Annotated in this window: 20 protein-coding genes; 6 read left to right on the top strand and 14 right to left on the bottom strand. The window is 66.0% G+C overall.

Annotation, left to right across the window (positions count from 1 at the left end):
- Nucleotides 1–153: 153 nt before the first annotated feature.
- Nucleotides 154–1,338, bottom strand: coding sequence for a thiolase family protein (locus tag HWY45_RS33105; RefSeq protein ID WP_059883802.1), 1,185 nt, complete (start codon nucleotides 1,336–1,338; stop codon nucleotides 154–156).
- 357 nt (nucleotides 1,339–1,695) lie between these two features.
- On the opposite strand from HWY45_RS33105, the gene HWY45_RS33100 reads away from it, so the two are divergent.
- Both HWY45_RS33100 and HWY45_RS33095 read left to right on the top strand, forming a co-directional pair.
- Nucleotides 1,696–1,980 carry a DUF4148 domain-containing protein gene (locus HWY45_RS33100; RefSeq protein ID WP_059558659.1) on the top strand — a complete coding sequence of 95 codons (285 nt, stop codon included), beginning with the start codon at nucleotides 1,696–1,698 and terminating at the stop codon, nucleotides 1,978–1,980.
- A gap of 86 nt (nucleotides 1,981–2,066) precedes the next feature.
- Nucleotides 2,067–2,237, top strand: coding sequence for a hypothetical protein (locus tag HWY45_RS33095; RefSeq protein ID WP_230974191.1), 171 nt, complete (start codon nucleotides 2,067–2,069; stop codon nucleotides 2,235–2,237).
- A 56-nt stretch (nucleotides 2,238–2,293) separates the two neighbouring features.
- Here HWY45_RS33095 and HWY45_RS33090 read toward each other — a convergent pair whose 3' ends face one another.
- Nucleotides 2,294–2,635, bottom strand: coding sequence for a DUF4148 domain-containing protein (locus HWY45_RS33090; RefSeq protein ID WP_059883782.1), 342 nt, complete (start codon nucleotides 2,633–2,635; stop codon nucleotides 2,294–2,296).
- A 323-nt stretch (nucleotides 2,636–2,958) separates the two neighbouring features.
- Between HWY45_RS33090 and HWY45_RS33085 the strand changes: the two genes are divergently transcribed.
- Together HWY45_RS33085 and HWY45_RS33080 are read left to right on the top strand one after the other, a co-directional pair.
- Nucleotides 2,959–3,978: an aldo/keto reductase gene (locus HWY45_RS33085; protein ID WP_059883781.1), complete on the top strand. Its 1,020-nt coding sequence runs from the start codon at nucleotides 2,959–2,961 to the stop codon at nucleotides 3,976–3,978.
- A 17-nt stretch (nucleotides 3,979–3,995) separates the two neighbouring features.
- Nucleotides 3,996–4,412, top strand: a complete 417-nt coding sequence (locus HWY45_RS33080; protein ID WP_059883780.1) for an SRPBCC family protein — start codon at nucleotides 3,996–3,998, stop codon at nucleotides 4,410–4,412.
- Between the two features lie 85 nt (nucleotides 4,413–4,497).
- Here HWY45_RS33080 and HWY45_RS33075 read toward each other — a convergent pair whose 3' ends face one another.
- The 7 genes from HWY45_RS33075 to HWY45_RS33045 form a co-directional block, all read right to left on the bottom strand.
- The gene (locus tag HWY45_RS33075) at nucleotides 4,498–5,406 is read right to left on the bottom strand and encodes a LysR family transcriptional regulator (RefSeq protein ID WP_059883779.1); all 909 of its coding nucleotides are present in this window, start codon (nucleotides 5,404–5,406) and stop codon (nucleotides 4,498–4,500) included.
- Nucleotides 5,407–5,594: 188 nt separating this feature from the next.
- Nucleotides 5,595–6,548, bottom strand: a complete 954-nt coding sequence (locus HWY45_RS33070) for a cyclase family protein (RefSeq protein WP_059883801.1) — start codon at nucleotides 6,546–6,548, stop codon at nucleotides 5,595–5,597.
- 37 nt (nucleotides 6,549–6,585) lie between these two features.
- Nucleotides 6,586–7,701 (bottom strand): alkene reductase, encoded by a 1,116-nt coding sequence (locus tag HWY45_RS33065; protein ID WP_059883778.1) that lies wholly within the window; start codon nucleotides 7,699–7,701, stop codon nucleotides 6,586–6,588.
- A 65-nt stretch (nucleotides 7,702–7,766) separates the two neighbouring features.
- Complete coding sequence (gene dkgB, locus HWY45_RS33060; RefSeq protein WP_059883777.1) at nucleotides 7,767–8,573, bottom strand: 2,5-didehydrogluconate reductase DkgB; 807 nt, start codon at nucleotides 8,571–8,573, stop codon at nucleotides 7,767–7,769.
- 144 nt (nucleotides 8,574–8,717) lie between these two features.
- Nucleotides 8,718–9,668: an LLM class oxidoreductase gene (locus HWY45_RS33055; RefSeq protein ID WP_059883776.1), complete on the bottom strand. Its 951-nt coding sequence runs from the start codon at nucleotides 9,666–9,668 to the stop codon at nucleotides 8,718–8,720.
- Nucleotides 9,669–9,681: 13 nt separating this feature from the next.
- Complete coding sequence (locus tag HWY45_RS33050; RefSeq protein ID WP_059883775.1) at nucleotides 9,682–10,005, bottom strand: MoaF-related domain-containing protein; 324 nt, start codon at nucleotides 10,003–10,005, stop codon at nucleotides 9,682–9,684.
- Between the two features lie 23 nt (nucleotides 10,006–10,028).
- Complete coding sequence (locus tag HWY45_RS33045; RefSeq protein WP_059883774.1) at nucleotides 10,029–11,231, bottom strand: MFS transporter; 1,203 nt, start codon at nucleotides 11,229–11,231, stop codon at nucleotides 10,029–10,031.
- A 631-nt stretch (nucleotides 11,232–11,862) separates the two neighbouring features.
- Between HWY45_RS33045 and HWY45_RS33040 the strand changes: the two genes are divergently transcribed.
- Entirely contained in the window at nucleotides 11,863–13,314 is a 1,452-nt protein-coding gene (locus tag HWY45_RS33040) for an NADH-ubiquinone oxidoreductase-F iron-sulfur binding region domain-containing protein (RefSeq protein ID WP_059883772.1), read from the top strand.
- Nucleotides 13,302–16,016: a formate dehydrogenase subunit alpha gene (fdhF, locus tag HWY45_RS33035; protein WP_059883771.1), complete on the top strand. Its 2,715-nt coding sequence runs from the start codon at nucleotides 13,302–13,304 to the stop codon at nucleotides 16,014–16,016. The genes HWY45_RS33040 and fdhF overlap by 13 nt, the downstream gene beginning before the upstream one ends.
- Nucleotides 16,017–16,021: 5 nt before the next feature.
- Here fdhF and HWY45_RS33030 read toward each other — a convergent pair whose 3' ends face one another.
- The 5 genes from HWY45_RS33030 to HWY45_RS33010 all read right to left on the bottom strand — a co-directional run bounded on the left by HWY45_RS33030 (nucleotide 16,022) and on the right by HWY45_RS33010 (nucleotide 21,537).
- The gene (locus tag HWY45_RS33030; protein WP_059883770.1) at nucleotides 16,022–17,716 is read right to left on the bottom strand and encodes an ABC1 kinase family protein; all 1,695 of its coding nucleotides are present in this window, start codon (nucleotides 17,714–17,716) and stop codon (nucleotides 16,022–16,024) included.
- Nucleotides 17,691–18,002, bottom strand: a complete 312-nt coding sequence (locus HWY45_RS33025; RefSeq protein ID WP_081069849.1) for a Glu/Leu/Phe/Val dehydrogenase dimerization domain-containing protein — start codon at nucleotides 18,000–18,002, stop codon at nucleotides 17,691–17,693. Before HWY45_RS33025 ends, HWY45_RS33030 begins: the two co-directional genes overlap by 26 nt.
- 96 nt (nucleotides 18,003–18,098) lie before the next feature.
- Nucleotides 18,099–18,752, bottom strand: coding sequence for a hypothetical protein (locus HWY45_RS37055; RefSeq protein WP_230946957.1), 654 nt, complete (start codon nucleotides 18,750–18,752; stop codon nucleotides 18,099–18,101).
- A gap of 71 nt (nucleotides 18,753–18,823) precedes the next feature.
- Nucleotides 18,824–21,190 carry a heavy metal translocating P-type ATPase gene (locus tag HWY45_RS33015; RefSeq protein ID WP_175038323.1) on the bottom strand — a complete coding sequence of 789 codons (2,367 nt, stop codon included), beginning with the start codon at nucleotides 21,188–21,190 and terminating at the stop codon, nucleotides 18,824–18,826.
- A gap of 80 nt (nucleotides 21,191–21,270) precedes the next feature.
- Entirely contained in the window at nucleotides 21,271–21,537 is a 267-nt protein-coding gene (locus HWY45_RS33010) for a DUF5676 family membrane protein (protein ID WP_059883800.1), read from the bottom strand.
- Nucleotides 21,538–21,598: the final 61 nt, after the last annotated feature.

The raw sequence follows: 21,598 nt of genomic DNA, 5'->3' as shown, positions 1-21,598 counted from the left end.
ACGGCTGTCGAGCCGGACGAATCGTCATCATTCCGCTGATCTGGATCACGAAGCCGGGCAAGGCCGGCGGATCGAGCGACGCGGCAGCGGCCGCGCATTGACCGTCGCGATGCAACGAGGCCGCGAATCCCGCGATTCGCGGCCTTTTTGCGTTCAGAGCGTCTCGATCGCGAGCGCGATGCCCTGGCCGCCGCCGATGCACAGCGTCACCACGCCGCGCTTGATGCCGTCGCGCTTCATCGAGTGGATCAGGCGCGTGGTCAGCACTGCGCCCGTCGCGCCGATTGCGTGGCCGTGCGCGATCGCGCCGCCGTCCACGTTGACGATCTCCTCGTCGATGCCGAGCTGGCCCGCCACCGCGATCGGCACGACCGCGAACGCCTCGTTGATCTCGAAGCGCTCGACATCGCGCAGCGCCCAGCCGGCGCGTTCGAGCGCGATCTTCACCGCGGGAACGGGGCCCAGGCCGAACATCCCGGGCTCGACGGCGGCGATGCCGAACGACACGACGCGGGCGCTCGGTGCGATCCCGTGCGCGTCGGCGAACGCGCGGTCCGCCACCAGCATCGCCGATGCGCCGCTGTTCAGGCCCGGCGCATTGCCGGCGGTGATCGTGCCGTCCGGGCGGAACGCGGGCTTCAGTTTCGCGAGCGTGTCGAGCGTCGTATCGGGGCGGGGCGTCTCGTCCCGCGCGAACGCCACGCGCGCCTTGCGCTGCAGGATCTCGACCGGCACCAGCTCGGCGTCGAACTTCCCGCCGGCCAGTGCGGCGGAGAAGCGCTGCTGCGAGCGCAGCGCCCAGCGGTCCTGGCGGTCGCGCGAGATGTCGAGCTGGCTCGCGAGATCCTCGGTATGCCACCCGGAATGCTGGTCGGAGAATGCATCGACGAGGCCGTCGCGCAGCATGCTGTCGAGGATCGGGGCCTGGCCCATCCGGTAGCCCCAGCGGGCGCCGTCGAGCAGGTACGGCGCGCGCTCCATGCTTTCCATGCCGCCGGCGACGGCCGCGTTCGCGAAGCCCAGCATGATCTCCTGCGCGGCATTGACGATCGCCTGCGCGCCGGAGCCGCAGACCCGGTTGACCGTCAGCGCGGGCACCGCGACCGGAATGCCGGCGCCGATCGACGCCTGCCGTGCGGGGTTCATCTTGTTGCCGGCCTGGATCACGTTGCCCATCACGACCGTGTCGACGGCCGCGCCATCCAGGCTGCTGCGCCGCAGGGTTTCGCGCACGGCGATCGCGCCGAGCTCGGTCGCGGGCGTGTCCTTCAAAGAGCCGTTGAACGTGCCGATCGGCGTTCGGACAGGATGGCAGATGACGACTTCGCGTGTACTCATGATGCGTTCCTCGATCACGTTGACATGGGTGCGCGCGGGCGACCGCGAGCGGTGGTGCGGTGCGCGTCGCGCAATGATTCCCGGATTCCTGGGTTCTGTGCATATGCATGGTCATGTATGTATATGCATATTGTCAACGTGAAAATTGGGCGGCGATGCTTCCCCTATTTCTTCGGGCCGGGGCTCGAATCCGCGCGCGGGCCGGCAGATTTCGAAATTGTCATCCGGCGGTCAGCGTCACGCCGGCTCCGCTCTCCAGAATGACTCCGTCAGGCAGCGGACCGCATCGGCGGTCCTGCCGGCGGCGCATCGACGATGCGTCTTCTTCGTACCGTTCTGGGGAGTTTCATCATGAATCTGAATCGCAGGCTGATGGCTGCCGCCGCGCTGCTCGCCGCCGCAATCGGCACGCCGGCCGCGGCTTTCGCGCAGACTTCGTTGCCCGGCCTGACGCGCGCCGACGTCATCGCCGACCTGGTCCAGGCGCAGCGCGACGGCGTCATGCCCGCACCGAAACGGGACTATCCGCCGAGCGCGCAGACGATCGCCCTCAATCGCGCGCGCTATGCGATCGCGCACGGCGAGCAGGGCGCCGCGACCGCGAACGCGTCGGCATCGGTGTCGACCGTGAGCGCGCCGTGAAGCGGGGGCGGGCGATGAAACCCTTGTCGCGGCTGGCGATCGCCGCTCTGTTGGCGGCGGCGGTTGCACCAGCCTTCGCGCGGGGGATGCCGCAATTGCCTGACGACGACGGCGGCCGCGCGAGCGTGCTGCGCGCGCTGAACCCGGCACGCACGACCGATGACGCGCGGCCGCAGGTGGCCCGTGCCGGCTCGACGGAAGCGCAAGCGCGCCCGTGCGGGACGGATGCGCGAAATCGCGACGCGTCGCTGCAGTGAGCAGCAGAACGTCGCGTTTCCGCTGGGATGCGCAAGGTCCGCAAGTCCGACGCCGATCAATGGCCGCGATAGATCGCGTCGCGGCCGTTGATTGTCATCGCGCGGCCGGATTCGCTGGCGGTTCGGCTCTCCTTGCCATAGCCGGTCGCGTCGGCGGCCGGGGCAGCGCTCGGGCCGGTTTGCGCGACGGCGTTTTCACGCACGCGATTTTCGGCGGCGAGGATCGCGGCCGGATACGTGTTGTGATCCATCGCCGGGCGGTAGCCGGCGGCCACGAGCTGGGCCAGTTCGGCCTTCACTTCGGCGCGGGTCAGTGGATGGGTGGTTTGCTGCGCGAACGAAACGGCCGGTGCGGCGATGATCAGTGCGGCGAGCGTGGAAGAAACGAGCGTTTTCATGTTGGGTACCTGTCTGGTTGAGTGAGCCGCAACCACGTCGATGTCGTTGCGAGTGCAGCCAATATAGGTATCCGTTCGCCGCGGAAAAACGGGCCGCCGGCGAAATGATCTTTGATCTGAAATCACGAATTGGCCGCCGATTCCGTCGCCAGCCTTGCTGCGCGAGCATGTCGGCCGCACGCCCCCTTCGCGGGAAATATCGGGTCGCCGCGCCAAACCGGGGATTAGACCTTCCGGGACTCAACTATGTCGAATTCCGTCTTGGACAGACTTAACCCGCCTGCCTAGACTGAACCCGCTTTCCCTCACCCCTGGAGCAAATCATGAGTCTCAAAGGCAAGCTGCCCGGCAACAAGATCCTCGGCTTCGGCACCGCGCCGCTCGGCAACATGTTTCGCAACATCCCCGACGCGGAAGCCGCGGCCACCGTCGAAGCCGCATGGCAGCACGGCATCCGCTATTTCGATTCCGCGCCGTTCTATGGCGCCGGCCTCGCCGAAATGCGTCTCGGCGACGCGCTCGCGCACCATCCGCGTGACGAATACGTGCTGAGCACGAAGGTCGGCCGCGTGATCCTCGACGAAGTCGAAGACGTGTCGGCGCGCGATCTGGGCGAGAAGGGCGGCCTGTTCGAACACGGCCGGCCGAACCGCATCGTCAACGACTATTCGGCCGACGCGACGCTGCGCTCGATCGAGGACAGCCTGAAGCGCCTGCGCACCGACCGCCTCGACATCGTCTGGGTGCACGACATCGCACAGGATTTCTACGGCGACGAATGGCTCGCGCAATTCGAAGTCGCGCGCAAGGGCGCATTCCGCGTGCTGGGCAAGCTGCGCGAAGAAGGCGTGATCAACGCATGGGGCCTCGGCGTGAACCGCGTCGAACCGATCGAACTGGTGCTCGATCTCGCCGAACCGCAGCCGGACGGCATGCTGCTGGCCGGCCGCTACACGCTGCTCGATCACGAACGCGCGCTGCAGCGCGTGATGCCGGCGGCGGCCGCGCAGAACGTCGGGATCGTCGTCGGCGGCCCGTACAGCTCGGGCGTGCTCGCGGGCGGCACGCACTTCGAATACCAGAAGGCTTCGCCGGAAATCATCGCGAAGGTCGAACGCATCAAGGCGATCGCCGCGCGCTACGACGTGCCGATCAAGGCCGCCGCGCTGCAGTTCTCGATGGCGCATCCGGCCACCGCCGCGGTGATTCCGGGCGCCAGCCGTCCGGAGCGGATCGCGGAAGACCAGGCCGCGCTGAACGTGGCGATTCCGGCCGACTTCTGGCGCGAGATGCGCGAACAAGGTCTGGTTGCGGCCAATGCGCCGCTGCCGATCGATCGTTGATCGTCAACGGTGATGATATGGCACAGGCACACGCAAGCATCCAGGTCTCGGCTTCGGCCGACACGGTCTGGCAATTGATCGGCGGCTTCGGGGCGCTGCCCGACTGGCTGTCGTATATCCCGTCGAGCGAGCTGAGTGAAGGTGGCCGCGTGCGCAGCCTCGCGAATCCGGACGGCGACGCGATCGTCGAGCGTCTGGTCGCCTTCGACGACGCGGCGCGCAGCTACACGTACGCGATCCTCGAGGCGCCGTTCCCGGTCGTCGACTATCGCTCCACGCTGCGCGTGCGCGGGAACGGCGAGAACGCGGCGACGATCGAGTGGTCGGGCACGTTCACGCCGAACGGCGCGACCGACGACGAAGCGATTCGCCTCTTCCGAGGCATCTACGAAGACGGTCTCGCCGAGCTGGCGAAGCGGTTCGCGGCGGTGTGACGGTCGTGACGACAGCCGGCAACGAATGCCGGCTGCCGCTCCGCGCGGTGCGCATTCAACGGCGCGCCGCGCGCCGCGCGTTGCGTCATTCGACCGCCGCGACCACCTCGTCGCCGGTCAGGATCTCGCGGAAGATGCCGACCAGCGGCCGCAGATTGACCTTGTGCCACGCGGCCCACAGCGGCGTGCGATAGCTGAACCACGGCAGCTCGCGCAGCACGACGCCTTCCGGCACCTGATGACGCAGGCTCTGCTGGATCATCGTCACGCCGAGCCCGGCGGCGACGAGCCCGAGCGCCGCGAGCGGCTCGCTCGCCTCGACTGAAATATCCGGTGAAAACCCCGCCTTCGCACACGCGGCGACGAACGCGCCGTGACGCGGCGCGCTTTCCTGCTGCGTGACGCCGATCCACGCCTGTGCGGCGAGATCGTCGGCGACCAGCGTCTTCTTCTTCGCGAGCGGATGCCCTTCGGGCAGCGCAAGCAGCATCGGATCGTTCAGCACGCGCATCGACTCGAGTTCGGGATCGTCCGGCGCGGGCGGCTCCGTGACGAGCGCGATGTCGAGGCTGCGCTCGCGCAAGCCTTCGAGCTGCGCGGCGGACGTGTAGTTGTACAGCGCGATGTGGACGGCCGGGCGATCCGCGCGCAGCGCCTTCAGCGCGCGCGGCAGCACGCCCGAGTGCGTGGCCGTTTCCAGGTAGCCGATGCAGAGCCCGCCTTCGTCGCCGCGGCCGAGCCGGCGCGCGAGCGATTCCAGCCGGTGTGCATGACGCAAGAATGCCTGCGTCTCGCTGAGGAACGTGCGGCCGTCACGCGTCAGGCGAATGCGTTGCTGGCTGCGTTCGAACAGCGTCAGTCCGAGCTTTTCCTCGAGCTGCGCGATCTGGCGGCTGAGCGGCGACTGCGAAATATGCAGGCGCTCCGCGGCGCGGCCGACGTGTTCCTCTTCCGCGACCGCGATGAAATATTGAAGCTGGCGGATGTCGAGCATGTAGGACCTTCCGGGGCTCAAGTCTGGTAGAGGGCGGCCGGAGCGCGTCGCGAAGGTCGAGCGAATTGGCGCGATCGTGTCGCGCGACGACGTGCCGGACAAGACGGCCGTGCCGCCATTCGTGTGCGGCGCGCTTGACGGCATGATAGCGCCGTCAAGCGCGCACGGTATCCGGTTCGGTGCCGGCGTCAGCGAATGGCGACAGGATTGATGTTGACCTGCGTGGAGCCGACGTACAGCGGCTGGCCCAGCACGAACAGGAATTCCCAGGCCTGGTCACGCACCAGCGCGCGGCTGTCGATCAGTTCGAGGTTGTAGATGCCGCGCTTCGCGAGCATGTACTGGTTGATCGGGAATTCATCCCGCGAGTGCGGGTTCGGGTAGACCTCGGAGGCCCAGGTATCCCCGCCGAACGCGACGATCCCCTGGTCGGCCAGCCATGTCGCGGCTTCCATGCCGATGCCGGGTTCGACTTCGAGGAACTGCCGGTTGTCCTTGCCGATCAGTTCCAGCCAGCCGGTGTTGAACAGCACCACGTCTCCCTTGCGCAGCGTCAGGCCTTGCTTCTTCAGGACGGCCTGGATGTCCGCGACGGTGAACTCGGTGCCGCCCGGTACGATCGGCTTGCCGAAGTACGCGGTCATATCGAGCACGACGCCGCGCGTGACGATCGGCGGCACCTTCTCGACGCCCAGCTTCGTCACCCCGTCGACGGTCACGAAATCGGCCGCGCGGTTGCCGTTGTAATAGACGTTGTCGATGCCGATGTGGCCGATCCCGTTGAGCTGCGTGCCGACGCCCGTCCACGCGTTGACCAGCTCGTCGTTGAACGTGAACTTGTTCGGGCCGAGGCTCTTGCCGGCCTGCTGGCCGACCTGCACGTTGTAGAGCCGGAAGCTGCGATGCCGGAACGCCGGCAGGTTCTTGTCCACCGGCACCGCCAGCGGATAGGTCTTGCCGGCCTTGACGAGGCCGACCGCCTGCCTGACGACGTCGGGCGTCAACAGGTTGGCCGCGCCGATTTCATCATGCGGGCCGTAGGCGGACGGATACCAGTCCGCGGCCGGCGCGGCGGCCGCGGCCGTGAACGGCAGGCTCGCGGCGAGCGCGAACGCGAGCGCGGCGAGGGTGCGCTTCTTCATCGAATGTTTTTCCATGCGAATACGGGAGACAGCTGCGTCAGGCCGCGACCGGCGTGGCGCTTGGATAGTCGGTCAGCCCTTGCGCGCCGCCGCCGAACAGCGTGTCGCGGTCGTGCTGAGCCAGCTGCACGCCGGCGCGCAGGCGCGCGGGCAGGTCGGGATTCGCGACGAACGGGCGGCCGAATGCCACCAGGTCGGCCCAGCCGGCGGCAATGGCTTCGCGCGCGCGTTCCGCGGTGTACTTGCCCGCGTAGATCAGCACGCCGGGAAACGCGGCGCGCAGCTTCTGCTTGAACGCGACCGGCATCAGCGGCGCGTCGTCCCAGTCGGCTTCGGCGATGTGCAGGTAGCCGACGCCGAGTTCGCCGAGCAGCTTCGCGGCGGCGAGGTAGGTCGTCTCCGGATCGTCGTCGACGCAGCCGTTCAGCGTGGTCAGCGGCGCGAGGCGGATGCCGACGCGGGATGCATCGCCCGCGCCCTCGATCAGCGCCTGCGTGACTTCGCGCAGGAAGCGCAGCCGGTTGTCGAGCGAGCCGCCATACGCATCCGTGCGCGTGTTGGCGTTCGAATCGATGAACTGGTTCACGAGGTAGCCGTTCGCACCGTGCAGTTCGACGCCGTCGAACCCGGCCTCGATCGCGTGGCGGGCGGCGGCGCGGTACTGGCCGACGATCTCCTGGATCTCGTCGATGCTCAGCGCGCGCGGCGCGGACGCCTGCACGAAGCCGGGCGTGCTGCCGTCGTCACCGGCGATGAACACGTTCACGCCGTCGGCCTGGATCGGCGACGACGACACGGGCGACTGGCCGCCCAGCAGGCTCGTATGGCTCAGCCGGCCGACGTGCCAGAGCTGCGCGAAGATGCGGCCGCCGGCCGCGTGCACGGCGTCGGTCACCTTGCGCCAGCCGGCGACCTGGGCCGGCGTGTGAATGCCGGGCGTCCATGCGTAGCCCTTGCCGAGCGGCGCGATATAGGTGCCTTCGCTGACGATCAGGCCGGCGCTCGCGCGCTGCGCGTAATACGCGGCCATCAGTTCATTGGCTTCGTCGCCGGGCTGGCTCGCGCGCGAGCGCGTCATCGGCGGCATCACGATGCGGTTCGGCAGCGTCAGCGCGCCGAGCCGCAGCGGTTGGAACAGCGGATCCTGGGTCATGGTGGGTGTCCTGTAGAAGCCGCGGCCAGCTGGCCGCGGCGGAAATCTTGGGTGTGCGGGCCGCTTCAGTCCCACTGCGGCGCGAGGCCGGCCGGGTCGACTTCGCGGCCGTTGCGGTCGAGCGCGGCGATCTGCGCCATGTCGTCGTCGGTCAGTTGCAGCGTCTGCGCAAGCAGGTTGCTCGCGAGGTTCGCGCGCTTGGTCGACGACGGAATCACCGCGTAGCCGAGTTTCAATGCCCATGCGAGCGCAACCTGCGCCGGCGTTGCGTCGTGGCGTTGCGCGATCGCGCCGATGACCGGGTCGCCGAGCACCTTGCCGTATGCGAGCGTCATGTACGAGGTCACCTGAATGCCTTCGCGCTGCAGGAACTCGACCAGCGTGCGATTCTGCAGATAGGGGCTCAGCTCGATCTGGTTGGTCGCGATCGCGTCCTTGCCGACCGCCGCGATGGCCTGCTTCGTCAGCTCGATGTTGAAGTTCGACACGCCGATCTGGCGCGTCAGGCCTTTCGCCTTGGCATCGGCAAGCGCGGTCATGAACGTTTCGAGCGCCACGCCGTTGCCGGGCGCGGGCCAGTGGATCAGCGTCAGGTCGACGTGGTCGGTGCGCAGCTTGGTCAGGCTTTCCTCGAGGCTCGGCACGAGCTTCTCGGGCGCGTAGTTGTCGACCCAGATCTTCGTCGTCAGGAACAGTTCGTCGCGCGACACGCCGGAGGCGGCGATCGCCTCGCCGACTTCCGCTTCGTTGCCGTAGATCTGCGCGGTGTCGATTGCGCGGTAGCCGAGGTCGAGGCCGTTGCGAACCGAATCGATGACGACCTGGCCTTGCAGGCGGAACGTGCCGAGGCCGAATGCCGGAATCTTGCTCATGTTGTTCTCCTTGAGGGGTAGAAGCAAAGGTCGATGGAAGGATTGTGCCGTCGGTGACCTTTGCGATAAACGTCAGTAATCGTCAATGACAATTGAATTCAAATCAAGGATCGCGTCGCCCGCCGCCACGGGTTGGGGCCGGGTTCACGGCGTCTGCTCGGCCAGTTCCTGTTTGTGATGGAAATGCGGGAGGACTTCGCTCGCGATCTCGGCGAAGGTCTCGTCGAGCGGCCGGCGATTGCGGCGGAAATGCAGGCCGATGTGCTGCACGCCCGCGTCGCGCATCGCCGCGAGTTCTTCCGCCAGTGCGATGCGTCCCGCGCGGGCGCCGAAATGGTGCCGCTGCAGCGGTTCGTGCGGGTCTGCCGCGAGGTCGAGGTGGATGAAGCTCACGTACGGCTTGTCGCCTGCCACGGCGCGCCAGTTCGCGGCGCGCTGCGCGTGGTCGGCCGGCGTGCCCGGATACGCGAGGCAGCCGTCCATATGCTCGCCGATCCATGCGGGCGTCTGCTGCGCGAGGCCCGCAACGAGCAGCGGCACCGGCGAACGGGCGGCGGGCAGCACGTCCAGGCCGGGCGGCAGGTGTCCGCGCGCACCGTCGCGCAGCAACGCGACCTGGCTGCGGAAATTCGCGCCGCGCGCGGCGAAATCGCGGCCGAACAGCGGATATTCGACCGGCCGGTCGCCGCTCGCGACGCCGAGCAGCAGGCGGCCGCCGCTCAGCTCCTGGATCGTCGCGGCCGATTTCAGCGTCAGCAGCGGTTCGCGCAGCGGCAGCACGACGGCCGCCGTGCCGAGCAGGATGTCGCGCGTGATGCCGGCGAGGTAGCCGAGATACGAGAACGTTTCGAACACCTGCGCGGCGTCGCCGAACGACGGGTCGTACACCGGCACGTCGCGCACCCAGAGCGCGCGGAAGCCGAGCGTGTCGGCCAGTCGTGCGAGCGCCGCATGGTTTTCCAGGTCGGGCACGCCGGGGCGGCGGCCGTCGCGGTGGCGCTTCGTGCCGCCGGCCGGCGACCAGTCGTTGTCGAGCGGCAGTTCGATGCCGATGCTGAAGCCGCCGTCGGCGAGCTTGTCGAGTGAAGTGGGCATGGGCGGGCTCCGTTCAGACTGCGCGCAGGCTGCCTTCGAGCCGATGGAAATCGAGCGACGACGCGGTGAAGAACGAGCGCGACGTGCCGGCGGCGAAATCGTCGATGTGCACGACCGTCGCGCGGTCGGCTTCCTGCCACGAGATCGCGTAGGTCTCGCCGGCGACGTGCTGCCACGCGTACGCGACTTCGCCCTTCGCGCCGGCGTACGGGCCTTCGGTGATCTCGTAGCGCATGCGGAGGCTGCTCCCGTCATACGCGTTGAGTGCGGTGAGGCCGTCGTAACGGACTGCGAAGGTCTTGCCGGCGAACGGCGGGAGGTGGGCGGGCGTGTTCATGATGAGCGTCTCCGGGTGGCGATTCAGTGGGCGAGTTCGACGGGTTCGGCCGTGCGTTCCGGCAGGCCCTGGCTTTGGTCGAGACGGCCGCTCAGCGCGGTGAGCGCGAACGCGCCGAGCGTGACGGCGGCGGCGATCCACGGCGTATGGCCGAGACCGACGTTCGCGACGATCAGCCCGCCGAGCGACGAGCCGCCTGCGACGCCGAGGTTGAAGGCGGCGATGTTGAAGCCCGACGCGACGTCGGCGGCGTCCGGCGCGAAGTGGCGCGCCTGCTTGACGACGTACACCTGCAGGCCCGGCACGTTGCCGAACGCAACCGCGCCCCACGCGAGCATCGTCAGCACCGCGAGCCACTTGACGTGCACCGTGAAGGTCAGCGCGAGCAGCACGATCGCGAGCAGCAGGAAGATCCGCTTGAGCGCCTTGACGGGGCCGACGCTGTCGGCGAGCTTGCCGCCCCACACGTTGCCGAACGCGACCGACACGCCGTAGCCGACGAGCACGAGGCTGACCTGCGACGGCGTGAAGCCGGCGATCTGTTCGAGCAGCGGCGCCATGTAGGTGAATGCGATCAGCGAGCCGCCGTAGCCGACCGCCGTCATCGCATAGACGAGCAGCAGGCGCGGCTGGGCGAGCACGCGGAACTGGCGGGCGAGCGGCGCGGGCGGCGTCTGCGGCAGCCCGCGCGGCACGAACGCCACCGCGCCGACGAACGCGACGAGGCCGAACAGCGCGACGATCAGGAAGGTCGCGCGCCAGCCGAAGTGCTGGCCGATGAAGGTGCCGAGCGGAATGCCGGCGACGAACGCGACGGTCATCCCGCTGAACATCGTCGCGATCGCGCTGGCGGCCTTGTCCTTCGGCACGAGCGTGGTCGCGATGATCGAGCCGACCGAGAAGAACACGCCGTGCGCGAGGCCGGTGAGCACGCGCGCGACGATCAGCGATTCGTAGCTTGGCGCCTGCCAGGCCACGAGGTTGCCGACGGTGAACAGCGCCATCAGCGCGGCGAGCAGCGCCTTGCGCGGCACGCGGCCGGTGAGCGCGGTGAGCAGCGGCGCGCCGATGGCGACGCTCAGGGCGTAGAGGCTGACGAGCAGGCCGGCCGACGGCAGGCTGACGCCGAGGTCGGCGCCGATCGTCGGGATCAGCCCGACGATCACGAATTCGGTCGTGCCGATGGCGAATGCGCTGATGGTCAGCGCGAGCAGGGCGAGGGGCATGAGGCGATCCTGGTTCCAGTAGGGATGGATCGCAGTGTGCCGTTGTTACTTTTGCGGAAAAACTCGGCTATGAGCCAAATTGTTTTGATTTGAAATCAAGAATGGAAGCCGCGCGGCCGCTCATGCGGCCCATGATCGTGCCGTATCGAGCGCGGCATCGGATCGTCGAAACTTTCTCGGGATTTCTCCGAGGCGGCCCGGTCTTGTGTGCACTGCGCTTGGTTTGCAGGTTTGCATCGCCCGCATCGACGCAATGTTTCGACCCTGCAACACGTTCGGTTGCTTCATCCTGAGAGTGAATTCCGACAAATTGATCGGGATGAAAGGGGCGCTTCTCATCGTCGAGTGTTCGCTTTCAAAGCTCCGGTGGTGCATTTGCCTGGCCCCGAGTTGCCTTGCGGCCTCGTTCGGCAGACAGCGTGCTACGTCGCTTCGTGACAGGCGCAACGGGCTTCGCCTGGGCAAGCACAATACACAGATGGACGCCTGACGGCTGGTTGGCTGTCCTTTCGGTCCGTGCCAGGCATCAGGGAGCAATCTTGATCTAACGCAACGCACCGCCATTTCGCGGAGGTAGGGTGGGCAACACGTCGATCGACGTAACGCGAGCCGGGTACCGCGGGGCTTTCTCATGAGAACTCAGGTGAAGCAGTTGCGACGCCATGCCGCCGCACATTCGTTCTATCACCTTGACCAGAGCGCGATCACCGATTGCGCGTGCGCCGGCTTGGCTTGCTTCGCCGCACGCGCCGACCGACCAGCGGTCTGGCAGCGCGCCATCGATCAACAGCCGACCGTTTCCTGCCTGGGAAAATGCTACGACGGCCCCAGCGACAGCGCGCATGACATTCGACCGAACACCAGGAGTCACGGCCGTCGCACCGTGCTGCTGAGCAACGTGCTCATCGGCGGCGTCCGGGACATGACCGTGTATCGTGAACACGGCGGCGGTCTGGCCTTGGCCAGGGCGCAAACCACGGCGCCGGGCGCGTTGATACAAATGCTGCACGAGTCCGGATTGCGAGGGCGCGGCGGAGCCGGCTTTCCGGCCGCGATCAAATGGCAGGCAGTTGCCGATGAGCCGGCCGACACTAAATATCTGGTTGTCAACGCTGACGAAGGCGATCCTGGCGCATTTTCCGATCGTTTCCTGCTCGAAGACGATCCATTTCGGGTAATTGAAGGTGCCGCGATCGCTGCCTACGCCGTGGGCGCGCGCCGAGGTTTCATCTATGTGCGCAAGGAGTACCCGTTGGCTGCGCAAATCGTCTCGCAAGCCCTGCAGCAAGCGCGTGCGGCAGGGTGGCTAGGGTCAGGATTTGACCTTCAACTGATTGTGGGGCAAGGCGCCTATCTCTGTGGGGAAGAGACCTCGCTGCTGAACGCACTGGAGGGCCGCCGTCCCGAAGCGCGTCAACGGCCCCCGCAGATCACTCGGCACGGGCTCTTCGGCGCCCCCACGCTGGTGCACAACGTGGAAACCCTGTGCTCGGTGCCGTGGATCGTGACGGAAGGCGCAGCAGCCTATGCCGAACTCGGATTCTCCCGCAGCCGTGGCACCAAGCTGCTCTCGCTCAATTCCCTGTTTCGCCGTCCGGGGCTTTACGAAGTCGAGTTCGGCATCTCGTTGGCGGATATCGTTGATCACCTGGGTCAAGGTTTGCGCCGTGGCAACCTCAAAGGTCTCATGGTCGGCGGACCGCTCGCAGGCATCGTGCCGCCGGAGCTGTTGGCCACTCGGCTCGGTTACGAAGAAATGCGGGCGATCGATTGCGCGGTCGGGCATGGCGGTGTCGTCGCGTTTTCCGACGACACGTCGATCATGAACATCATCGCAGAGGTGTTCCGGTTTGGCGCGCGCGAGTCCTGTGGCGCGTGCACGCCCTGTCACTTCGGCACGCCCGCGTTGGCGGCTATGGTCGATGCCGTTCCGGCAGGCGCATCGATCGACGGTGCGCGTTATCAGAAAATCATCGACGCACTTGCAGCGACAAGCTTGTGCGGCCATGGGCGTGGGTTGGCGGAGTTCGCCGAGTCGGTGAAGCGGCACTACCGGGCGGAGCTGAAACCATGGCTTGGCTGACCATCGACGGCGTCCGGCACGAAGTGACGGACGGCACGCTGCTCATCGACGCCCTGGCAGAAGCGGGTGCGACGGTTCCGCATTTGTGCCACGACAAGCGCCTGAGGCCATTCGGAACCTGCCGATTGTGCGTGGTGGAACTGGAGGGCCAGGCTCTCCCCGTTGCAAGCTGCTCGTTCACGGTTGAGGATGGCTTGATTGTGCGCACCCGCAGCAAATCCCTCGATGCGCTGCGCCGTACGAATCTCGAGCTGCTCGTCGCGCATTACCCGATAGCCGCATGCGCCGCCGAGCCGCAGCATCCGTTCCGTCGCCTGCTCGCGGAATATGGCGTTCAGCCGGGGGAGAGGCGGGAAGATGGACTGTTTCAGGACGACACTCACCCTTATCTCGGCGTGGCGATGGAGCGCTGCATCTATTGCGAGCGGTGTATCCGCATCTGCGAGGAAATTCAAGGTCAATTCGTTTGGGAGGCGTGGGGACGCGGCGAGGCCACGCGCATCGCGACGGGAAAAGGGCCGACGCTCCTTGCCGGAGGCTGCGTGAGTTGTGGGGCCTGCGTGGACAGTTGCCCAAGCGGCGCCTTGTTCGACAAACGAGTCCGTGTCGAGCCGACCGCGTGGACGCGTAGCACCTGCGTGTATTGCGCCGTGGGCTGCCAGATGAACGTCGGGACTGCAAATGGACGCGTGGTGGCGGTGCGGCCAGCCGACAGCCCGGTCAATCGCGGCCACCTTTGCGTGAAGGGGCGCTATGCGTTCGAGTTCAACCATGCGGCGGACCGCATCACGCGGCCGATGATCCGCCGTGACGGCACATGGCATCCGACGACCTGGGACGAGGCGCTCGACTTCACCGCCGCGCGGCTACGGGAGATTGTCGCGCGTGACGGACCGGATGCGGTCGGCATGCTCGGCTCGGCACGGGCGACCAACGAGGAAAATTACCTCGCGCAGAAGTTCGCCCGCGTGGTGCTTGGCACCCACAACGTCGATTGCTGCGCACGGGTGTGCCACACGCCCAGTGCCAAGGCACTCAAGACCATGCTTGGCGTCGGCGCGGCCACGAACAGCTTCGACGACATCGAGCTGGCAAAGGCCTTTCTGATTTGCGGAGCAAACCCGACCGAGAACCATCCGGTGGTGGGCGCCCGCATCAAGCAAGCGGTGCTCGAGGGCGCGCCCCTCGTGGTCATCGATCCGCGTCGTACCGAGCTGGCGGCGCTGGCCGACGTGCACCTCGCGGTGCGCCCTGGTCACAACGTGCCCCTGTTGAACGCGCTCGCCGCCACGCTGATCGAGGAAGGGCTCGTCGATCACGCGTTCCTGGCCGAGCGCGTAGCCGGCCTGGATGCCTTTACCGCGCATGTCGCCCGATATTCCGCCGAAACCGTGGCGGAGGCTTGTGGCGTATCCGCCGCGGCAATCCGCGCGGCCGCGCGGCTCTATGCCGGCGGCAGGCCATCGATGTGCTTTCATGGCCTCGGCTTGACCGAGCATCTCCAGGGAAGCGAGGGCGTGATGGCGCTGATCAATCTGGCGCTGCTGACCGGCAACCTGGGCCGGCCGGGCTCAGGCATCAATCCGTTACGTGGTCAGAACAACGTGCAGGGGGCGGCGCAGATGGGTTGCGACCCGGCGTCTTTGACGGGGGCACAGGCAATCAACAGGGCCGGCGAGCGCTTCGAACGGATGTGGGGTGTCACGCTGCCGTCGCGCCATGGTCTCAACCTGCTCGAAATGATCGACGCGGCCCGGGCCGGCCGGCTCAAGGCCCTTTGCGTGATGGGCTACGACATTTATCTTTCGCTGCCGAAGGCAAACGACACCGCCGCGGCATTGGGTGCGCTCGATCTGGTGGTCGTACAGGACCTGTTCCTTAATCAAACGGCCGAGGCATTCGGCACGGTCTTTCTTCCGGCCGCCTCATTCTTCGAGAAGGACGGCACCTTCATGAATTCCGACCGGCGCGTGCAGCGCATCCGCGCCGCCGTAGCCCCACCGGGTGAGGCCCGTCCGGACTGGTGGATCATCCAGGCGCTGGCTGCTCGCTTGGGTAAGCCGCACGGCTTCGAGTTCACCGGGCCGCAGGCAATCTGGGACGAGGTGCGTGCGCTGTGGCCCGATGCAATGGGGCTCGGGTATTCGCGGCTGGAACGCGAAGACCTGCATTGGCCATGTCCGGATGAACACCACCCGGGTACTCCGGTGCTGCATCAGGCGCATTTCGTTGGCGGCAAGACCGCGACGCTGGCCATGATCGACTACGTTCCGACGATCGAGAAAACCGACGACGACTATCCTCTGCTGCTGACGACCGGCCGCACGCTGCACCACTTCAACGCGGGCACGATGAGCTACCGGACCAGCAATGCCACCTTGCGGCCGTCCGACACACTGGACATGGCAGCGGAGGATGCGATGCGCCATGGCGTGGTCGAAGGCGAAAGGGTATGTGTGTCGAGCCGCTACGGAACGTCGACACTGCCAGTCCACATCAGCCCTGCCGTACGTGAAGGGCAATTGTTCGCGACCTTCCATCGCCCCGATCTGTTTATCAACCGATTGACTTCGCCCGTGCGCGACCGCTTGGTCGATACACCCGAATACAAGGTGGTGGCAGTCCGGCTGAACAAGCTCCCCGGCGGCGTTGCGGGCGGCGGGGCCGCAGTGGACGAGGGAACCTCATCGCGCGTGACGTAGTTCGCTCAGAACCTCCCCGACCGAAAAATGGCAATGGCCCACGCCATCCCCATCACGGCGGCGACCACAAAACCGCTCAGCCCCAATAGCGAGATGCCGGCATAGTGGGGCCCGGTGTGGAATGTCGTGACAATCGACGAACCGACGACGACAGACGCGATGATCAGGCTCAGGCTGAGGCGATTGCTCGCGCGGTCGAGATGGGCCTCGAGCGTCTGGAGCTGGTCGTGCTCGACGCGCAGCGTCGCTTTCCCGCTTCCCAGCACATCGACCGCGCGATTCAGGATGTCGGGAAAATTGACGGCGGCGCGATGCAGCGAGCGAATCATCCGGAAAAGGCCGGGCGATTCCGGGGCATGCGTCAATGCCGCGAGCGCATGGCGCCCCAGCAAGCGCGGAAGGTAGTCGCGCAGGATACGCAGCGCATTGAAGCTGGAATCGAGCGCCACGGCTTGCGCCTCGACCAGCATGAAGGCTTTGCCCACCAGCAGGAACTGGCGCGGCACCCTGATCGCGTGCCGTCGGCTGAGTTGCAGGAATTGACGCACGATCTCGCTGAACGAGTAGCCCTTGCCGGCTGCCTTGTAGTACGCGTCGAGCGCGTCCGACGCGTCGCGCTTGAGGGCCTCTCGATCCACCCCGGCCGCGGCGATGCCCATCTCGAAATAGGCATCGATCATCAACGAGATATCACCCGAGCCTACCGCCAGAATCAGCTCGGCGAGCGCACCTTGATCGCGTGCCGACAGTTCGCCCATGATGCCGAAATCGTGGAAGCACAATCGCCCGTCTGCCGACACGAACACATTGCCCGGATGCGGATCTCCGTGAAAAAAGCCGTGTTCGAAAACTTGCTTGAGGAATGACTCCATCAGCACCCCGGCCAGTCGCTGCCGCTCCCGCGTGTCCCGAAGCGGCAGCTGCACGAGCTTGTGCCCCACGCTTCGCTCCATCGTGAGCACGCGTCGACTGGTCAGCTCCCAACAGATACGCGGTACGAAGATGTCAGGATCATCGATGAAGTCGGCTCTCAATCGATCGCCGTTTCGGCCTTCCGTCTGATAATCGAGTTCGTCCGCAATGAGCCGGGCGAATTCCTCGACAAGATCGGTCGGGCCGAACCGACGGCTCTCGGGCACGTAGCATTCCAGTTGACGTGCGAGAAAGCGCATGATGCTGACGTCGGCGTGGATGACCGGTTCAATCCCGGGGCGCTGCACCTTGACGACCACGTTCGCGCCATCGTCGAGTCGTGCCCCATGAACCTGTCCTATCGACGCGGCGGCGAGCGGCGCTTCGTCGAACTCGGCGTACAACTGGCCGATCGGGCGGCCCAGTTCGTGCTCGATGATCGAGATTGCCCGAGCGCCGGGGAACACGGCGACCTGGTCCTGAAGCCGCTGCAACTCATCGATCCACGTTTCGGGAAGGAGATCGCGCCGCAGGCTCAGCAACTGACCGAACTTCACGAACGCAGGCCCGAGCTGTTCGAGCATATTCCGAAAGCGGACGGCGTCGCGATCGCCCGGCTGTAATTCCTTCGTGGCTGCGTCGATCACGTCTTGTCCAACGTGCAGCCTCTCCACGCAATGCGCCCAGCCGGCGCCAGCCAATGCGCGAAGTATCTGGACGAGCCGCGGCAGCCGAGCCGCGGCCGGTCGCTCTTCCCGTTGTTCATCGGACGCAAGCGTAGCGTTCATCGATCAGGTGCTCCTTGTCCTCGCGAGGCATCTTGGGATCGCCGTAGAGCACGACCTTCCCGCCGCCGTGGGCGAGCCCCGCCGCGGCGTTCTTGAACGTCATGGCGCGCGCGAGGCGAAAGCACTCCTCGGCACTGACGTCCGGAGCAATGCGCAAGCCTCCGATAGCAGGGCCGGCGGCGACGTTGTCGATGACCAGTATCGCCCTGAGGCCAATCGACGAATCGTGGACGTGGATCGTTCTCGTCGGCCCGAGTTCATCTGCAAAGCCGAATGCATCCTGCATTGTCTCCGCCTCCATGTGCGCGCAGCGTCGCCGAATCGGCCATTCATGCCTCTCGACGCCAGGGTTGCTGGACGCGCAAGCAGCGCTTGCGACGGTTCAGAATGCTGCCCGAAGCGCGACATCGAACGCAATGACAAGTGCCGAACACACGATCCCGAACATCATGTTCGCGTGTCGATGCTCGACGTCAGGATGGCGGCTGACCCACGCGGCCATGAATAGCACCCCGTCGAGCATCACCTGCAGCGCGAACACGATCAACATCAGCGTGAATTCGTAGCCCGCCTGGGACAACTGGGCAAAGTTCCAGCCATGCCTGCCGACCCAATACGCGATCCTGTAGGTTTCGTAGACGACGAGCAGCAGCGGGAACACATAGGAGACAAAGTAAGTCGGCATCGTCGCGTGCCGAAGTTCATGAAGGAAATGATGTCCGGCATGCATGATGGCCTCCGATCGGTGAACGTGTGTGCATCGGGGCGATGTCTTCCACCTTTTCAGCGTAGGCAGCCGCGATGGCCTTCTGTTGATACGCATCAACTGAACGATGCACATCGCCGCGCCACCCGGGCGCCGGCGGCTGGCGTCGTATCGTTGTCCGGCGCGCGCGAAGCGCGCCGGCGCGTGACTGGCCGGGATCAATTCTTTCCCGCTCCGCGACGCTTCGAACAGGTGCGGCATCTCGACTGGCTGGCGGCCGCGCGCCTGACCTGCAAAACGGCGCGGGACATTGTTCCGGGCGCGACCCATCGATTGCGGCGCGGTGTCGCGTATTCGGCAGGGACGAGTGCGCGGTCTGACGCAGGAACGGGCAGACGGTCCTAAATCCTGACGTCTCGCAGCCGCAGCGCGTTCGAGATGACGGACGCAGAACTCAGGCTCATCGCCAACGCCGCAACCATCGGCGACAGCAGCAAACCGGTGAACGGATAAAGCAACCCGGCAGCCAAAGGAACGCCAAGCGCGTTGTATGCGAACGCGAAGCCGAGGTTCTGCTTCATGTTGGCGACCGTTGCCTCGGACAACTCCCGAGCTCGCGCGATACCGCGCAAGTCGCCCTTCACGAGCGTAACTTGCGCGCTGTTCATCGCCACGTCCGTGCCTGTTCCCATGGCGACGCCGACGTCGGCCTTCGCGAGCGCCGGCGCGTCGTTGATGCCGTCTCCAGCCATGGCCACGACATGTCCCGCCTGCTGAAACATCGTCACCAAATCGAGCTTGCCCACCGGCTTGACTTCACCATGAAATTCGTCGAGGCCGAGCTTCTCGGCAACGGCCCTGGCCGTCACCACGCCGTCGCCGGTCGCCATCACGACACGCATGCCGCTTTCCTTCAACGTCGCGAGTGCTTCCGGCGTCGTCGCCTTGATCGGGTCGGCGACGGCCAGGAGCCCGGCCAGGCGTCCGTTCACCGCCAGATACATGACGCTAGCCCCTTGTGCTCGCATGCTGTCCGCTTCGTTGGCGAGCGACTCGACGGATACGGAATCGGCGTGCATCAGCGCCGTGTTGCCCAATGCCAGTGTTCGGCCGGCAACGCGTGCCCGCACGCCTATGCCTGTCGCGGATTCGAAGCCCTCGGCGGGGTCCAGGGCCATGTTTTTGTCACGGGCTGCCGCGACGATCGCGGCAGCCAGGGGATGCTCGCTTCCCTGGTCAAGACTGGCCGCCAGCCGAAGTACCTCATCGGCCGTGTAGCCGTCGATGCCTGCGGCCCGTTCGAACGCCGGGCGCCCCTCGGTCAGCGTTCCCGTCTTGTCGACGATCAGTACGTCGACCTTGCGCAGATTCTCGATGGCCGCCGCGTCGCGGTAGAGCACGCCGTTCGAGGCGCCCTTGCCGCTGGCGACCATGATCGACATCGGCGTGGCGAGTCCAAGCGCGCAGGGGCACGCGATGATGAGGACCGCGACTGCATTGATGAGGCCAAATATCCAGCCTGGATCGGGCCCAAGCAGCCCCCACACCAGGAACGTCAGCAGCGCAATGCCGACGACCGCCACGACGAAGACGCCAGCCACCTTGTCGGCCATCCGCTGCATAGGGGCCCGGGACCGCTGCGCCTGCGCGACCATTTGCACGATCTGCGACAGCACGGTCTGGGAGCCGACCTTTTCCGACCGGATGACCAGCGTGCCCGACGCGTTCATGGTCGCACCAATGACATGATCGCCAACGCGCTTCGTCACGGGGACGGATTCCCCGGTAATCATGGATTCGTCAAGCGAACTCGAACCCGCAGTGACGACGCCATCAACGGGGACTTTCTCGCCTGGCCGGACTCGAAGCATGTCTCCCACACGCACGTCGGATAACGGCGCATCGTCCTCGGAACCGTCCTGGTTGATGCGTCGGGCGGTCTTGGGCGCGAGCCCGAGAAGCGCCTTGATGGCGGCAGACGTTTGCGAGCGTGCCCTCAACTCGAGAAGCTGCCCGAGCAGCGTGAGCGAAATGATGACCGCCGCGGCTTCGAAATAGACGCCGACTTGGCCGTGGGCGCGATATGTCGCGGGAAACGCGCGCGGAAAGACGGTGGCGACGACGCTGTAGATGTAGGCAGCACCCGTGCCGAGACCAATGAGGGTCCACATGTTCGGACTGCGGTCGAGGAACGAACGCACGCACCGCTCGAAGAACGGGAAGCCGGCCCATAGAACGACCGGCGTGGCGAGGAGAAGCTCGACCCAGTTCCCGGTCGACGCGGACACCGATCCGAGCCGATGGCCAACCATCGCCAGCACGAAGACGGTGCCGGTCAGCGGGAGTGTCCACCAGAAGCGACGCCGAAAATCGACCAGTTCCGGGCTCTCGCGAGCGTCGATGTCGGGCAGAACCGGCTCCAGCGTCATGCCGCACCTGGGGCACTGTCCAGGATGGTCCTGGCGGATCTCCGGATGCATCGGGCACGTGTAGATCGTGCCCTGCGGCACTGTCATCGCCGCATCTGCGGGCGGGGTGACGACGTACTTTCCCGGGGCCACTCGAAACTTCGTCAGGCAGGCGTCGCTGCAGAAGTAGTAGTGCATACCGTCGTGCTCGCCGTGAAAGCGTGATGCCTCGGTCACGTTCATCCCGCAGACGGGGTCGCGCAGCGGTTCTTTCGCGCCGTGCGCAAGATGCGCGCCCGGCGACGAACGATCGGGCATTCGCGGGTGATACGACCTGCCTTCGCCACGTTGACGGCTCATCTTGACGCTCCTTTTCAATCGGCGCAGGCATGCTCCACGCGGCGAGGTATCCCTTTGATCAGCCGAGCGCGCGGACTTCGTCAATGCGTTCCTCGGAGCCGGTTGTGTAACCAGGCGAAAAATGCGCCAGCCGCAAAGAACCAGACTGCAAACACGAACGCCGGGTAGACAACGGACCACCAGGACAGCGGTTCGCCGGTCTGAAGACGCCGGAAATCGAGCCCATGAAAGAGCGCATTCATGAAGTTCATGAAGGGCTCTGGAAGTGCCATCCAGACAAGCGTACAAAGAGCGTAGAAGAACACAACCGTGGCAGAAAGCGCCACGCCAGTCGCGAAAGGCTTCATGGTGGCCTCCCTGCCCAGAGAAAAATGCGATTCGAGGCTGGCGTCGACGCTGAATGCGTCA

The sequence above is a fragment of the Burkholderia stagnalis genome, assembly GCF_902830275.1.
Classification (GTDB): domain Bacteria; phylum Pseudomonadota; class Gammaproteobacteria; order Burkholderiales; family Burkholderiaceae; genus Burkholderia; species Burkholderia stagnalis.
Note: the sequence above shows the minus strand (reverse complement) of the source record. Positions and strands in the feature narration are given on the sequence as shown.

What these genes read in the sequence shown, in the direction of transcription:
- HWY45_RS33085 (WP_059883781.1), top strand. Translation starts at nt 2,959, where the DNA reads ATGAGTCTCAAAGGCAAGCTGCCCGGCAACAAGATCCTCGGCTTCGGC.
- HWY45_RS33015 (WP_175038323.1), bottom strand. Translation starts at nt 21,190, where the DNA reads ATGAGCCGTCAACGTGGCGAAGGCAGGTCGTATCACCCGCGAATGCCC.
- HWY45_RS33080 (WP_059883780.1), top strand. Translation starts at nt 3,996, where the DNA reads ATGGCACAGGCACACGCAAGCATCCAGGTCTCGGCTTCGGCCGACACG.
- HWY45_RS33105 (WP_059883802.1), bottom strand. Translation starts at nt 1,338, where the DNA reads ATGAGTACACGCGAAGTCGTCATCTGCCATCCTGTCCGAACGCCGATC.
- HWY45_RS33040 (WP_059883772.1), top strand. Translation starts at nt 11,863, where the DNA reads ATGAGAACTCAGGTGAAGCAGTTGCGACGCCATGCCGCCGCACATTCG.
- HWY45_RS33075 (WP_059883779.1), bottom strand. Translation starts at nt 5,406, where the DNA reads ATGCTCGACATCCGCCAGCTTCAATATTTCATCGCGGTCGCGGAAGAG.
- HWY45_RS33030 (WP_059883770.1), bottom strand. Translation starts at nt 17,716, where the DNA reads ATGAACGCTACGCTTGCGTCCGATGAACAACGGGAAGAGCGACCGGCC.
- HWY45_RS33025 (WP_081069849.1), bottom strand. Translation starts at nt 18,002, where the DNA reads ATGCAGGATGCATTCGGCTTTGCAGATGAACTCGGGCCGACGAGAACG.
- HWY45_RS33095 (WP_230974191.1), top strand. Translation starts at nt 2,067, where the DNA reads ATGCCGCAATTGCCTGACGACGACGGCGGCCGCGCGAGCGTGCTGCGC.
- HWY45_RS33045 (WP_059883774.1), bottom strand. Translation starts at nt 11,231, where the DNA reads ATGCCCCTCGCCCTGCTCGCGCTGACCATCAGCGCATTCGCCATCGGC.
- fdhF (WP_059883771.1), top strand. Translation starts at nt 13,302, where the DNA reads ATGGCTTGGCTGACCATCGACGGCGTCCGGCACGAAGTGACGGACGGC.
- dkgB (WP_059883777.1), bottom strand. Translation starts at nt 8,573, where the DNA reads ATGAGCAAGATTCCGGCATTCGGCCTCGGCACGTTCCGCCTGCAAGGC.
- HWY45_RS37055 (WP_230946957.1), bottom strand. Translation starts at nt 18,752, where the DNA reads ATGGGTCGCGCCCGGAACAATGTCCCGCGCCGTTTTGCAGGTCAGGCG.
- HWY45_RS33070 (WP_059883801.1), bottom strand. Translation starts at nt 6,548, where the DNA reads ATGAAGAAGCGCACCCTCGCCGCGCTCGCGTTCGCGCTCGCCGCGAGC.
- HWY45_RS33090 (WP_059883782.1), bottom strand. Translation starts at nt 2,635, where the DNA reads ATGAAAACGCTCGTTTCTTCCACGCTCGCCGCACTGATCATCGCCGCA.
- HWY45_RS33055 (WP_059883776.1), bottom strand. Translation starts at nt 9,668, where the DNA reads ATGCCCACTTCACTCGACAAGCTCGCCGACGGCGGCTTCAGCATCGGC.
- HWY45_RS33010 (WP_059883800.1), bottom strand. Translation starts at nt 21,537, where the DNA reads ATGAAGCCTTTCGCGACTGGCGTGGCGCTTTCTGCCACGGTTGTGTTC.
- HWY45_RS33065 (WP_059883778.1), bottom strand. Translation starts at nt 7,701, where the DNA reads ATGACCCAGGATCCGCTGTTCCAACCGCTGCGGCTCGGCGCGCTGACG.
- HWY45_RS33050 (WP_059883775.1), bottom strand. Translation starts at nt 10,005, where the DNA reads ATGAACACGCCCGCCCACCTCCCGCCGTTCGCCGGCAAGACCTTCGCA.